This is a genomic window from Halarchaeum salinum (assembly GCF_039520965.1).
Lineage (GTDB): Archaea > Halobacteriota > Halobacteria > Halobacteriales > Halobacteriaceae > Halarchaeum > Halarchaeum salinum.
Genome location: NZ_BAAABL010000087.1, coordinates 25,344 through 38,519 on the forward strand (window position 1 = coordinate 25,344; position 13,176 = coordinate 38,519).

General features: G+C 67.4%; 15 protein-coding genes and 2 tRNA genes. 10 read left to right on the forward strand and 7 right to left on the reverse strand.

Translation table 11 applies throughout. From position 1 onward, the window contains the following. Positions 1 to 90: 90 nt before the first annotated feature. On the forward strand, positions 91 to 1,548 hold the full coding sequence (locus ABDZ36_RS13955; protein ID WP_211312818.1) for an NCS2 family permease: 1,458 nt from the start codon (positions 91 to 93) through the stop codon (positions 1,546 to 1,548). A 406-nt stretch (positions 1,549 to 1,954) separates the two neighbouring features. On the opposite strand, the gene ABDZ36_RS13960 is transcribed toward ABDZ36_RS13955, so the two are convergent. Further along, a tRNA-Gly gene (locus tag ABDZ36_RS13960) sits at positions 1,955 to 2,025 on the reverse strand. Between the two features lie 176 nt (positions 2,026 to 2,201). Between ABDZ36_RS13960 and ABDZ36_RS13965 the strand changes: the two genes are divergently transcribed. From ABDZ36_RS13965 to ABDZ36_RS13985, 5 genes are all read left to right on the forward strand, one after another. Then, positions 2,202 to 3,011, forward strand: coding sequence for an NAD+ synthase (locus tag ABDZ36_RS13965; RefSeq protein WP_211312817.1), 810 nt, complete (start codon positions 2,202 to 2,204; stop codon positions 3,009 to 3,011). A 74-nt stretch (positions 3,012 to 3,085) separates the two neighbouring features. Then, a complete protein-coding gene (locus tag ABDZ36_RS13970) occupies positions 3,086 to 3,757 on the forward strand; it encodes a DUF7114 family protein (protein WP_211312816.1) in 672 nt (223 codons plus the stop codon). Between the two features lie 52 nt (positions 3,758 to 3,809). Beyond that, a tRNA-Thr gene (locus tag ABDZ36_RS13975) sits at positions 3,810 to 3,881 on the forward strand. A gap of 358 nt (positions 3,882 to 4,239) precedes the next feature. Further along, positions 4,240 to 4,521: a ribbon-helix-helix domain-containing protein gene (locus ABDZ36_RS13980; protein ID WP_211312815.1), complete on the forward strand. Its 282-nt coding sequence runs from the start codon at positions 4,240 to 4,242 to the stop codon at positions 4,519 to 4,521. After that, on the forward strand, positions 4,514 to 4,798 hold the full coding sequence (locus ABDZ36_RS13985) for a type II toxin-antitoxin system RelE family toxin (protein ID WP_211312814.1): 285 nt from the start codon (positions 4,514 to 4,516) through the stop codon (positions 4,796 to 4,798). Before ABDZ36_RS13980 ends, ABDZ36_RS13985 begins: the two co-directional genes overlap by 8 nt. A 684-nt stretch (positions 4,799 to 5,482) precedes the next feature. Here ABDZ36_RS13985 and ABDZ36_RS13990 read toward each other — a convergent pair. Next, a complete protein-coding gene (locus ABDZ36_RS13990) occupies positions 5,483 to 6,175 on the reverse strand; it encodes a TOBE domain-containing protein (RefSeq protein WP_211312813.1) in 693 nt (230 codons plus the stop codon). A 60-nt stretch (positions 6,176 to 6,235) separates the two neighbouring features. Between ABDZ36_RS13990 and ABDZ36_RS13995 the strand changes: the two genes are divergently transcribed. From ABDZ36_RS13995 to ABDZ36_RS14010, 4 genes are all read left to right on the forward strand, one after another. Further along, positions 6,236 to 7,270 (forward strand): extracellular solute-binding protein, encoded by a 1,035-nt coding sequence (locus ABDZ36_RS13995; RefSeq protein WP_211312812.1) that lies wholly within the window; start codon positions 6,236 to 6,238, stop codon positions 7,268 to 7,270. A 3-nt stretch (positions 7,271 to 7,273) separates the two neighbouring features. Then, complete coding sequence (locus tag ABDZ36_RS14000) at positions 7,274 to 8,233, forward strand: ABC transporter permease (RefSeq protein WP_211312811.1); 960 nt, start codon at positions 7,274 to 7,276, stop codon at positions 8,231 to 8,233. Then, positions 8,233 to 9,201 (forward strand): ABC transporter ATP-binding protein, encoded by a 969-nt coding sequence (locus ABDZ36_RS14005; protein WP_211312810.1) that lies wholly within the window; start codon positions 8,233 to 8,235, stop codon positions 9,199 to 9,201. The genes ABDZ36_RS14000 and ABDZ36_RS14005 overlap by 1 nt, the downstream gene beginning before the upstream one ends. A 125-nt stretch (positions 9,202 to 9,326) precedes the next feature. Then, positions 9,327 to 9,869: a DUF7384 family protein gene (locus tag ABDZ36_RS14010; protein ID WP_343749362.1), complete on the forward strand. Its 543-nt coding sequence runs from the start codon at positions 9,327 to 9,329 to the stop codon at positions 9,867 to 9,869. Positions 9,870 to 9,883: 14 nt separating this feature from the next. Here the strand turns inward: ABDZ36_RS14010 and ABDZ36_RS14015 are convergent, their stop codons facing one another. The 5 genes from ABDZ36_RS14015 to ABDZ36_RS14035 form a co-directional block, all read right to left on the reverse strand. Then, positions 9,884 to 10,426, reverse strand: a complete 543-nt coding sequence (locus ABDZ36_RS14015; protein WP_211312809.1) for an XTP/dITP diphosphatase — start codon at positions 10,424 to 10,426, stop codon at positions 9,884 to 9,886. Between the two features lie 56 nt (positions 10,427 to 10,482). After that, positions 10,483 to 10,758, reverse strand: coding sequence for a DUF5808 domain-containing protein (locus ABDZ36_RS14020; protein ID WP_211312808.1), 276 nt, complete (start codon positions 10,756 to 10,758; stop codon positions 10,483 to 10,485). Positions 10,759 to 10,848: 90 nt separating this feature from the next. After that, positions 10,849 to 12,474: a bifunctional N(6)-L-threonylcarbamoyladenine synthase/serine/threonine protein kinase gene (locus tag ABDZ36_RS14025; RefSeq protein WP_211312807.1), complete on the reverse strand. Its 1,626-nt coding sequence runs from the start codon at positions 12,472 to 12,474 to the stop codon at positions 10,849 to 10,851. A gap of 17 nt (positions 12,475 to 12,491) precedes the next feature. Then, positions 12,492 to 12,626, reverse strand: a complete 135-nt coding sequence (locus ABDZ36_RS14030; RefSeq protein WP_211312806.1) for a 30S ribosomal protein S27ae — start codon at positions 12,624 to 12,626, stop codon at positions 12,492 to 12,494. Further along, positions 12,626 to 12,937, reverse strand: a complete 312-nt coding sequence (locus ABDZ36_RS14035) for a 30S ribosomal protein S24e (protein WP_211312805.1) — start codon at positions 12,935 to 12,937, stop codon at positions 12,626 to 12,628. The genes ABDZ36_RS14030 and ABDZ36_RS14035 overlap by 1 nt, the downstream gene beginning before the upstream one ends. Between the last annotated feature and the right edge of the window lie 239 nt (positions 12,938 to 13,176).

A 13,176-nucleotide genomic window follows, 5' to 3' on the forward strand; every position in this document is an offset into this window, starting at 1 on the left:
TATCGAGTGAACCGATCGATACCAACAGTGTCGTGCAAGCGAGGTGGGAACAGTTAAGTCCACACGACGGGGTATCCACGGACGTACCGTATGGGGTTCACCGATTCACTCGCGGACTACTTCGGCTTCGAGGAGCACAACACCGACGTACGAACGGAGGTGATCGGCGGCATCACGACGTTCCTTGCGATGTCGTACATCGTCGTCGTCAATCCGAGCGTCCTTGCGGCTACGCACAATCCGGACGGCTCGCTCGCCAAGCCCGGTATCGCCATCGCCGGCTACACGGACGCGCAGACGGTCCAGATGATCGCGGTCGTCACCCTCGTCGCTTCGGCCGTCGCCATGCTCGTGATGGCGTTCTACGCGAACCGGCCGTTCGGCCTCGCGCCCGGCCTCGGCCTCAACGCCTTCTTCGCGTTCACCGTCGTCAACCCGAACGTCCTCGGCATCTCGTGGCAGACCGCGCTCGCAGCCGTCGTCACCGAAGGCGTGATCTTCATCCTCCTCACCGCGGTCGGTGCCCGTGAGTACGTCATCAACCTCTTTCCCGAGCCGGTCAAGTTCGCGGTCGGTACGGGTATCGGGCTCTTCCTCGCCATCATCGGCCTTCAGGCGATGGGTATCGTGGTGAACTCGGGGGCGACCCTCGTCACGCTCGGCCCCGTTGCCAGCGACCCGCGCGCCCTCCTCGCCGTCCTCGGTCTCCTCCTCACGCTCGCGCTCTACGCCCGCGGCGTCAAGGGGTCCATCGTCATCGGCATTCTCAGCACGACCGCCGTCGCCCTCGTCCTCACGCTCGTCGGCGTCGTCACCCCCACGACGCTCATTGGGGGGTGGGCCCAGCCGGGTGGATTCGACGCCAGCGCCCTCCCACAGGCCCAGTACGATATTAGCCCACTCGTCGGTGCTTTCGCGCAGGGATTCGGGAACATCGAAGCGTTCGGCTTCGCGCTCATCGTCTTCACGTTTTTCTTCGTCGACTTCTTCGACACCGCGGGCACGCTCGTCGGCGTCGGGCAGGCCGGCGGCTTCCTCGACGACGAGGGCGACCTCCCGGACGCCGACAAACCCCTGATGGCGGACGCGATCGGGACGACCGTCGGTGGCATGCTTGGGACCTCCACCGTCACGACGTACGTCGAGTCCGCGACCGGCGTCGAGGAGGGTGGCCGAACGGGGATGGTCGCGCTCGTCGTCGCGCTCCTCTTCCTCGTCTCCCTCGTCGTCGTCCCCCTCGCCGCCGCTATTCCGCAGTACGTGAGTCACATCGCGCTCGTCGTTGTCGCCATCCTCATGCTCTCGAACGTCACCGCGATCGACTGGGACGACCTCACGCACGCGATCCCCGCCGGCCTCACAATCCTCGTGATGCCCTTCACCTACTCCATCGCGTACGGCATCGCCGCCGGTATCATCTCCTACCCCATCGTCAAGACCGCCGTCGGCGACTACGACGAGGTTCGCCTCGGTCAGTGGCTCCTCGCACTCGCCTTCGTCGTCTACTTCTTCGTCCGTACCAGCGGCATCCTCCAGAGCACGGTCTGAGGCGGTCTTCGCGGTCGCATCTCCCCCGTCTATCTAGTGGATGAATCACGAGGAGGAGGGCAGTCGTAGTACGACACGGGCGGCTAGATACTGTACCGCGAGCCTTCGGCTCGCGGGAGTTTTCCCCTCGCGGGACCTACGGCCGCTAGTCCCGCACTCGCTCCGCTCGCGCGGACCGTGTTTTTGCGGGGAGCGGGTGCGCGGAGCGCACCCGAGCGGGAAAAAGATGGAAATGCACCGGCCGGGAATCGAACAGCGGCAGACGTCTCGCCTCGCGCTGCTCGGCGTTAACAGAACTCTTCGAGTTCTGTTCGCTCGAAAACCGCTCGCGATTTTCGAACGCTGCGACTGCCTGGCTCAATTCCCGGCGGGCGATTTTACTGCTCACCTGCGTTCGCAGTAGAAATGCACCGGCCGGGAATTGAACCCGGGCTATGAGCTTGGGAAGCTCATGTCCTACCACTAGACCACCGGTGCACTCGTTTCCCTCGCGCACCGTGCTCCGCGGAACGCCGTTCCGCACAACACCAGTGCCCGATGCACGCTTTCGTAATCCGTTCTCCCACTTGAACGTAGCGTTTCGCTACTGGACGCGTGTCCACCGTTTCGCGTCGGCGAGTGGGTTTTAGTCGTCGCCGGGTGTAGCAGCGTACATGTCCGACATCGAGCCGCTCGACCTGCGGTTCTCGGAGAAGGAACTCGACGCACAGCGCGCCCACATCGAGACGTTCATCGAGGGGCAACTGGCGGACGCCGACGCCGAGCGCGCGGTCATCGGGCTTTCGGGCGGCGTGGACTCGACGACGACGGCGTACCTCGCGGTCGAGGCCCTTGGCGCGGAGAACGTCCACGGCCTCGTGCTGCCGGGCGAGGTGAGCGACGCGGACAACATGAGCGACGCCGAGCGCGTCGCCGAGTCGCTCGGGATCGAGTACGATGTCCTCGAGATCAACCCCATCGTGGACGAACTCCTCGACGCCGTCCCCGAGGTGGAAGGTGATCGGCTCGCCGTCGGGAACGCCCGTGCGCGAACGCGGGCAGTCCTCCTCTATCTCGTCGCTAACCACGAGGGGGCGCTCGTCATCGGGACGGGCAACCGCACCGAGGCGGCGATCGGCTACTTCACGAAGTACGGCGACGGCGCAGTCGACTGTCACCCGCTCGGTACGCTGTATAAACAGCAGGTTCGCCAGCTCGCCGCCGACCTCGGCGCGGCGACGGAGCTCGTCGAGAAGACGCCGACTGCGGGCCTCTGGGCCGGTCAGACGGACGAGGAGGAGATCGGGATGGATTACGACACCCTGGACGCGATCATCGCGCTGACGATCGACGGCGGGGTTCCGCCGGGGGCCACCGCGGAGATCGCCGAGACGACCGTCGAGAACGTCGAGCACGTCCGAGAGCTCCACGCGGCGAGCGAGCATAAGCGCCACGTCCCGCCCGCACCGGACGCGCTCTTCTGAGTGCAAAACGGGTCGTGCGGCGTGCGTCCGTGCTTTCCAAAGGCCTTTGCCGTTCGCCGGGCTACATCGGAGTAATGGAAGAGGCCGACCGGGCCCGGGCCGCCGCACGCGATGCGGTTCGGGACGTCGAACCGTCCGACCTCCAGCGCGCGATGGTCGAGCGCCTTTCGGACTGCTCGGCCGTTCCGGGTGCGCTCGTCTTCTTCGCCGCCGACGCGACGTCCGGCCACACTGACGACGGGCTCGCCGAGCGTGCCGCCGGCGTCCTGCTCGTCTACGAGGGACTCGCGCTCACTCGCGAACTCGTGACGGCGGTCCCGTGGACGGCCGACGGTGACGATGCGGACACGCCCGCGGATCTCGACGTGCTCGCCGCGGACGTGCTCGTCGCGAAGGGCTTTCGCCTGCTCGCGCGCACGGAAGCGGCGGACGCGGCCGTCCGCACCGTGCGGGAGTTCGGCCGCGAGCGCACGGACGTCCAGGCGGGTCGCGAGTCGTCGACCCGATCGCTCGAAGCGTCGGTCTTCGACCTCGCCGTCGTCGCGGGCGCGAGTGCCTCCACGACGGACGTCCCGCTCAGCCTCCGGCAGTACGCCGTCGGCCTCGCGGACTCGTGGGGCGAACGCCCGCTCGGCGCGCCCGAGGACGTCCTTCCGGAGCACCCCGCGGAGGTCATGGCGCGCGTCGCCGGCCCGTCCGCGCCCGACGGTGACGACGCGGTCCGCCCTTCGGCGACCGATCACTGACGATCGCGGATCGAAACCCCTAAAGTCGAAACCGGGCTACGGAAGAGTGCCTGCCTGGGTAGCTTAGCGGTAAAGCGCGTCCTTGGTAAGGACGAGACCCCGGGTTCAAATCCCGGCCTAGGCTCTTTCTGGCGTACACCCCTTGTGCGCACACTTTTCTGCCTACACTCGTCTGAACGAAACCCGTTCAAGATTCACTTCTCTCGCTAAACAGGCCATCCCTCGCCGTACTGCGATTCGCTAAATTGTCAGGACACACAAAACAATCCACAGACAGCGGCGGGATTGCCCCCAAATCGACCGGGGGCGCGTCCCCCCAAGTGACACCCCGAATTTCGCTAATCCACACTCACAGGACGGACGATGAACCGTAGTCAGGAATGTGATAGAAAAATCCCCTCGATGCGGCTATCCACGTCGGTCACGCGGTGAGTGATGTTCCGCCGAAACGACTATTGGTAAGACTAACGTATTACGTCTATATGTCCGAAGCGGCCACAAACGGCGACGGCGGGGACGATATCGCCACAGTGAATTTCAAACTCACCGAGTCCTTCCTCGAACAGATAGACGATACGTGGCAGGGACGCGGGTTCAACAGCCGAAGCGAGTTCATCCGGTACACGCTTCGGGACGCCGTCGAGTTCCCGACGTTCGACCGCGACGAACTCGTCGCCCTGCTCGAAGCCGAGGAGGACATCCGCGAGGGACGGACGACGAGCGCGGAGGAAGCCCGCGAGCGGTTCGGCACGAGCGATGAGTGACGACGGGTGGACGTGGGAACTATCCTCGACGGCTGAAGACGACCTCGACGGGCTGTCCCCCGCCGACCAAGACCGGATACTCGACAAGCTCGATGAAATCGTTTCCTCGCCGTGGCGCGACCCGCCGGACTACGGTGAGCCGCTCCAGAACAGCCCGTACAAGAAGATACGCGTCGGGGAGTTCCGGCTCTCAGTGAGCTTCCGGCAGGACGACCGACGGCTCATCGTCGCACGTATCAAGCGTCGGGGCGGCGCATACACCGCTGACGACGACTAAACGACGAACCGCCATCGATGTGGCGAGTACCTTCGGTACGTACAGCGGGAGAGTCTATCGTGGGTCAAACGCATAGTAGACGACCACCGTCGTAACTCCCATCATCACTGCGTGGACAGTGTTCACTCCTTGGAAAAACAGACTCGCAGCAAATACACCGATGAAGCTCGCAATACCCACTGCGATGGCGAATTTCAGTCGTGGGAGGTCTTCGGCCCACGCCTCCAAACGGTAGTATGATTCCAACACCATCGCCGTGATGTTGCTTGAACAGGGGTGTACAAAAATCAGACGCTGATACATATACACGCTCTCCTTTCCAGCTGGTTCACCCCAGTATTTCTGAAACGAACGGGGGTACTCCCCTCGATGAAGTGGGGCCACACATATGAACCACACAACACCCCTCACAATTATGGTGTGTCGAGTAGGGCAACACTCACCCGAACACGTTTGTCGATTTCCGGTGTCCACAGACGGCATACGGGGCCGAATACCCAATTATTTTATAAGTAGGGTTGCTAATGGATAGATAAGAAGCACGCAAAGTGGGCGTTTGCGGCAAAGGTAGCCGCTTTCAGGGCCGAAGGCCTCCTCGGTAAAGCGCGTCCTTGGTAAGGACGAGACCCCGGGTTCAAATCCCGGCCTAGGCTTCCTCCGTTTTGCTACTCCGTATTCCGTCGTTCACGCCTCCCGCGGCGTCGCGCGCGTCGCAGTGGCTTTGAACGACGCGACCACCGACGCTCCCTCCCCGATGCCGAGTCGATCGACGCTGTCCGCCGTGAGCAACGCGTCCAGTGTTTTCCCTGCACCGATGTCCACACCGACGCGGGCGACGGCGTCACCGCGTTCGACGCGTGTGACGACGCCCTCGAAGCGATTGCGCGCGCTCGTGGCGTCGGCGGCCGGCGTCTCGTCAGGATCGTGGAGCGTGACGGCGTCGGCGCGGACACTCACGGCGACGCGGTCGGTCTCGGGTGGGACGAGCGCGCGGATCGGCCCCGCGTCGGTATCGACGACGCCGAGCTCGCCCGTTCGCTCCGTCACGGTGCCGTCGAGAACGGCGACGGTCGTTTCCGCGATGGCGGTGTAGCCGGCGCGGAGGCGCTCGAAGCGCGCGACGAGCGCGCGGCCGCCGTCCGTGAGCGTCGTGCCGCCGCCGCTGGGGCCGCCGCGCGTCCGTTCGACGAGCGGGCCGAAGGCGTCCTCCAGCACGTCGAGGCGCTCGTGGGCGCGCGAGTAGGAGCGCCCGAGTCGGTCGCTTGCGGCGTTCAGCGATCCCGCGGCGTCGATTGCGCGGAGGAGAGCGGCATCACGCGCTCCGAACGCCACGTCGTCGGCGCGAAGACTGGCGTCGAAGCCGGCGTCGGCGTCCATACGCGTCGTACTCGTCGGCCGAGCAAAACCGTTATGTCGATTCGACCACCCGTTATTCCCATGTCGAAACAACGCTCGCGCCGGGACGTCCTGGCGGCGCTCGGAGCGGGAAGCGTCGCGGGGGTCGCGGGCTGTGTGGGCGCGGGCACGGCCGACGTGGGGGGCGATGCCACGGGGACACGAACGGCCGCCGACGCGCTCACGGTCTTCCACGCCGGGAGCCTCACGGCGGCGTTCGCCGACCTCGAGGCCGGATACACCGCGAGTCACAACGTCACGGTGGCACAGGAGTCCGCGGGGTCGGTGCGTTCGACGAAAAAGGTCACGCAGCCGCCACACCGCGCCGCGGACGTCCTCGCAGTCGCGGACTTCCGGCTCCTCCGCGACGGCCTCCTCCCCGACTACGGCGATTGGTACGCGGTGTTCGCGACGAACGCGATGACCGTCGCGTACACCGAGAAATCGGCGTACAGCGAGGAGTTCGGTCCCGAAACGTGGTGGGACATCCTCGCGCGCGACGACGTGGCCGTCGGTCACTCCGATCCCGCGGTCGATCCGAACGGCTATCGCGCCATCATGTCGATGGATCTCGGTGCGATCCCCTTCGAGGGCGAAGCGCTCTACGACGAGGCCACTGCGTCGGCGCTGACGGAAAACGCCACGATCCCCGCGAGCGATGAGGTCGATCTCATCGGCCAGCTTCAGGCCGGCAAACTCGACTACGCGTGGTCGTATCGCTCCTTCGGCGCGACCCACGATGTCGAGACGGTCGATCTCCAGACGGCCGTCGATCTCTCCGGATCGACGAGCGCGTACGCGGACCACTACGCGGAGGTCACGGTCGAGGCCGGCGGGACGACCTACACCGGCGCGCCCATCGCCTACGGCGTCACGGTCCCGAGCACCGCTGCACACCCCGACGCGGGCGCGTCGTGGATCGCGTACATGCTCAGCGACGGCGCGGCGACGCTCGACGCGGACGGCTTTGCGGCCCTCGATACCGCCGCCGTTCCGGCGGCCCACGCCGATGCCGTGCCCGAGCCCGTGATGGCAGCAGCCGAGGCACAGTCCTCGCTCGGCCCGCTCTCCCTCTGAGCCGTGCTCGTCGACCGTGATCGGGTGACGTCGATTTCTCCCCGCGCGCTCGTGCTCGCCGTCGCGGCCGTCCAGCTCACGGCGTTCCTCGTCGCGAGCGCGCTTGGCCGCCCTACTTGGTACGTCGCGTTCGCCGTCGCGAGCGCCGCGTGTCTCGGCGCGCTCGCCGATCGCGGCACCTTCGGTATCGCCGCCGCGATCCTCGGCGGCGCGCTCCTCGTCGCGCTCGTCTACCCGCTCGTCACGCTCGTCAGCTTCACGTCGCCGGGCGCGGTGCTCGCAGCGCTCGCCCGCCCGGACGTCCGTCGGACGCTCTACGTCTCCCTCTATGGCCCCCTGCTCGCGACCCTTCTCGCCTGCCTCCTCGGCGTTCCGCTCGCGCTCCTGTTGCGCCGCGACTTTCCTGGCGGGCCGGTCGTCGAGGCGCTCATCGATCTCCCGCTCGTCGTCCCGCACAGCGTCGCCGGCCTCGCCGTCCTTCTCGCGTTCGGCGAAAGTGGCGCGTTCCCGACGCTCCCCGTGCTTGGTGCCGTCCCGGGCCTCGTCCTCGCGCTCACGTTCGTCAGCGCGCCCTACGCCGTCAACGGCGCGCGCGAGGGGTTCGAGGCGGTCGATCGGGACGCCGAACGCGCCGCCCGCTCGCTCGGCGCGTCGCGCTTCGAGACCTTTCGGCGCGTCACCGCGCCGCTCGCCGTTCGCGGCGTCCTCTCCGGGGCCGTCCTCTCGTGGGCGCGTGCCGTCTCCGAGTACGGCGCGGTCGCCGTCGTCGCCTACAACGTCTCCGTCTTCTACCCGCCCGCTGGCGAGCGCGTGCAGGCGATGTTCGGCTCCGTCTTCGTCGTCCGCGAACTCGACGTGAACTTCGACGCCGCCGTCGCCGTCGCCGTCTGCCTCCTGGCCGTCTGTGTCGCCGTCTTCCTCGTCGTCCGCACGCTCACCCGCGAAACCGGGAGGTGGACCTGATGCTTCGCTTCGACGTCAGCGCCGACTTCCGTGACGACGCGACGACGTTCGACGTCGCCGCCGACCTCTCCGTTGACGACGGCGAGACGCTCTGTCTGCTCGGCCCCTCCGGGAGCGGTAAGACGCTGCTCCTCCGACTCCTCGCGGGGTTCCACGACTACGACGGGACGGTGACGCTTGAGGGCCGCGCGCTCGACGATTCGCCGCCCGAGGATCGCGGGTTCGGCTTCGTCTTCCAGCAGTACGCGCTCTTCTCTCACCTCTCTGTCCGCGAGAACGTCGCCTTCGGGACGAAGTATCACGACGACGCACGCGACCCCGACGCCCTCCTCGCGCGCCTCGGTGTCGCGGATCTCGCCGAGCGCTCCCCCGAGACGCTCTCGGGCGGGGAAGCCCAACGCGTCGCGCTCGCTCGCGCGCTCGCCGTCCGCCCGGACGCCTTCCTCCTCGACGAACCGCTCTCCGCACTCGACGCGCCGACGCGCGAGCGTCTCCGCGCCGACCTCGTCGACGTGCTCGCCGACGAAACCGCGGTGTACGTCACCCACGACCGGACGACCGCGCGCGCCGTCGCCGACCGGATTGCCGTCCTCCGGGACGGTCGCGTCGCACAGGTCGGCCCCACCGACGAGGTCTTCGAGCGCCCCGCGACCCGCTTCGTCGCCGAGTTTACCGGTGCGAGCGTCGTCGACGGACGCGATCTCCCCGCGTCCCTCGACGCCCCCGCTTCTACGCTCGCCGTGCGGCCCGAGCACGTCCACGTCGGGGCTGACACACCCGACAGCGTCCCCGCGCGCCTCATCCGAACCGTCCGCGAACCGGCCGCATACCGGGTTACCCTCGCCGTCGGTGACGCATCGCTCGTCGCGTACACGCAGACGCAACCTGCCACCGAGACGACTGTTGGCGTCCCACCCGAACGCTGGCACGCACTCCCGAACGACGGGGAGCGCGACGGCGGCGGATGAGTTTATCAGCGCGCCGCCCCTCGCCCCGCGCATGGAACGCTGGGACGCGCTGTTCGACCGCGCCGCCGACTACGACGTCGCGATCGACGACATCCGCGACGCGCTCGCCGAGCACCGGAGTGCTGATGACTGACCCGCGCGAGGCGACCGGCCCATGCGACCGCGACGGGTCGCCGGTCACTGACGGCGGACGCGAACCGAACGCCCCCGACGTCTCGCGTGTCGTCGCCGATGCCGACGTCCTCGCCGCGGACCTCCTCGTCGGTGGCAGTGCCCGCGACGCCCTCGACGTCGTTCGTGCCCACTCGTGGGTCACGCTCGTCGCGAGCGAGCCGCTGCTCGACGACGCCGAAGCCACCATCGCGGCGCTCGCCGACGTCGACCTCGCCGCCGACTGGCGTGAGACGGTCGAGACGATGGCGACGCTCGTTGAGCATCCCGTGGGCGATCATCCGGCGCTCGCGTCGGCCGCCCACGGCGATGCCGCACACGTTCTTACACTCGATGAGTCGCTGCGGAGCGCGAAGACGAACGCCACCGTGAAGCAATACGTCACGACGAGTTTCACGCCGCCGGATGGGTTCGCGCGCCTCTTCGACCCCGAGCGCCTCCACCCCGAGATCGTCGGGGGCGACTACCCCGGCCCGGATCACGACCCGCGCGCCTGACTGGCTGTCGGTCCCTACTCGCGTTCCGCCAGCCAGTCCGCGAGCGACGCGAGCGCGCGCCCGCGATGCGAGACCGCATTCTTCGCCGCTGTGTCCATCTCCGCGAACGTCTCCCCGTCGTGCTCGAAGATCGGGTCGAAGCCGAAGCCACCCGTCCCGCGCGGTGCGACGATCCGCCCGGGCACCTCGCCCGTGAACGTCTCGACCGTCTCGCCGTCCGCGTACGCCACCACCGAGCGGAACGCGGCTGCCCGGTCGTCGAGATCTTCGGCGAGTTTCCACACGCGCTCGATTCCGAGCGTGTCCTCGACGTACGAGGAGTACGGCCCCGGGAACCCCTCAAGGCCGCCGACGAACAGCCCCGAGTCGTCGACGATGACTGGCTCGTCGCCGCCCGCGGCCTCGAAGGACTCGCGCGCGCCACGCGCCGCAATCTCGGCGAGCTCATCGCTCTGGATCTCCGCGTAGTCGTAGTCGAACTGCTCGACGTCGGCGTCCAAGTAGTCGCGCGCTTCACGCACCTTCCCGGCGTTCGTCGTCACGAACAGCAGGCTCATGCGCGTATCTACACCGCGGCGCTCAAAGGACGTTCGAAAAGCGAACGGTGAGGTCGCTACTCGTCGACGACGACTTCGACGGCCTCGTCGACCGCGCCGTCCTCGCTCTCGCCCTCGCCCTTCTGTTGCTGCCAGAGGAGGACGCCGGCGACGCCGAGGACGATCCACGAACGCCAGTTCGCGAGGTTCAGCGTGTAGCCGACGCCGAACGGCTTCTCGACGAGCATCCCCTCGCCGGGCTGCCAGTACGCCTTCAGCATGTTCGAGAGCGACGGGCGCTCGAAGTTGTACGGGACGCCGAACAGCTCGCCGGACGTGGGCTTCTCGGGCATATCCCGGGATACGACGGGCGGTGGGAAGAAACTTTCCGCTTTCCTACCTGAATCGAGGAGAGAGTCCCGCCGTTTACGGCGAGGAGGATGTTATTGGTAGCGTCCGCGCTCTTCGATCTCGCGCAGTCGCGCGACGACGTCGGGATCGCCAACCGCCCGATAGGCCGCTTCGATCGCCGCGACGAAGGGTTCGGGGTCGCTCGCTGTCCCACGGATCGACCCCTCGAAGACCCGGAGGTCCATCGCGTAATCCTCGACGTCGTCCGTGTAGTAGCCGAGGCCGAAGTCGATGAGGTGGACGCGATCGCTTTCCGCCGTACGACCCCCGGCCGCCGTGCCGTCGCTCTCCGCCCCGCTTCGCGAAACGCGGGCGTTCCGCGTCGTCGGGTCCCCGTGGACGAACCCTGCGCCATGGATCGCCGCGAGATGTTCGGCGACGGCCGCCACGCGCGCCTCGGTCAGCGCGTCGCGCAGATCGGCGTCGCCGACGCGCTCCAGCGTCAGTGTGCTCTCCGGGACGTCCACGTCGTACACGACCGGCGTCGGTACGCCGACGCGCCGTGCCTCCGAGAGCAGGCGCGCTTCCTGCGTCGTCCGCTCCCGGCGGAGACGCGCGTCGAGCGCGTCGTGGCGATACCCCTTCGGTCGGCGGGTCTTCGTCACCGTCGCGCCCTCGCCCTCGACGATCGCTTCCGCACCGCGCAGGTCGGTGCCGTCCGAGCCGCCGAGTAACACGTCCTCCGCGTCGCCGCGCCACGTCACCGGCACTTCGTCCGGCCGGTAGTCCGGGTTGACCGCCGACTCCGCGATGGCGAGCGTATCGCCCGCCCGGTACATCTTCGCGCCGAGCACCGCGATCATCCCGGCGTTATCCCGCAGGAAACGCGGTTCCGGCGCGTAGAAGTCGGCGTCGCGCTGCTCGCACATCGACGCCAGCATCTCACGGAGGCGTGCGTTCTGCCCGACCCCACCACCCAACACGAGCTCGTCGCGCCCCGTCAACGAGAGCGCGCGCTCGGCGACCTCGGTGAGCATCCCGAACACCGTCTCCTGTAAGCCACAACAGACGTCCTCGACCGGCGTCCCGTCGTCGTAGGCGTCCTTCGCGGCGCTCATGATCCCCGAGAAGGAGAAGTCCATGCCCTTCACGACGTACGGGAACTCGACGTAGTCCCCCCGTTTCGCGTGTTCTTCGACCTTCGGGCCGCCCGGATGCGACCAGCCGACGTGGCGTGTGAACTTATCGAGGGCGTTGCCGACGCCCGTGTCCATCGTCTCGCCGAGCACGCGATAGCGGCCGTTGTGATACCCCAGTACGTGCGCGTTCGCGCCCGAGGCGTTCAGACACACCGGCGAGTCGAACCCCGAGCGGTGTCGCCCTATTTCCAAGTGCGCGACCATGTGGTTCACGCCCACGAGCGGTACGTCGAGACCCTGTGCGAGCGCACGCGCCGCCGATCCGACGATCCGGAGACACGGCCCGATGCCCGGTCCGCGTGCGAACGCTACCGCGTCGATCGGCCCTTCGGCGTTCGCCAGGGTCGCCTCGATCACCGCCGGGATCGCCTCGCGCATGTGCTCGGCCGCCTCCCGCGGATGAATGCCGCCGCTCTCCGGTTCGTACGCGTCCGACTCGATACGGACGCGATCGCGCTCCGTGTCGAACACCGCGGCGCTCGCACACCACGCCGTCCCTTCGATCCCGACGACGCGCATGAAAAGACGTTAGCGCGTTACTTCCACTCGGTGTACCCGCACTTCCCGCAGTGCTCGCGGTCCGAGTGCTCCGCGAGGAAGGTGTCGCCGCAGCGCGGACACTGGTTCTTCTGCGCCTCGCCCTCGTCGTCGTAGTAGTCGGCGCGGGACATTATTCCTCAGCCTCCGCTTCCTCGGCCGCGTCGGCCTCGATCTTGTTCCGCTCGAGCATGTGGCTCTGCTCGACGTCGATCGCGGCGTCCGGGGACTCGTAGACCTTCGCGTAGCCCACGGTCTTACGCATCCCGAACTTCGTGTCGAGGCTGCGGACGACGACCTCGTCGCTGTTCTTATCCAGCGTCGCCGCGAGCGAGTCGCGGACGGAGAGGCGCGACGGCGTCGCCTCATCGTGTGTGATCTCGAACTGGACCTCGTCTCTGTGGAGGAGCGGGTTGCCCTCCTCGCTCAGGATTTCGATTTCCATGGTCAGTTGTCATTCACTAAGGTGCCGAACCGAGTAAAAGCATTACGAACGACCTTTTGCCGCGCTTGAGCGCGCCGGCGGCGCGCTCTGCGCTGGCAAAAGCTCGACCAAAAGCCCCGTCACCCCACCTACGGTGGGGTTCGGGGCCTCGCGGCGTCGCCGCGAGCGGGTACGGAGTGGTCCGCCCCGCCCCGCCCCGCCCCGCCCCGCCCCGCCGCCTCCGCACCGCTTCGCCGCCT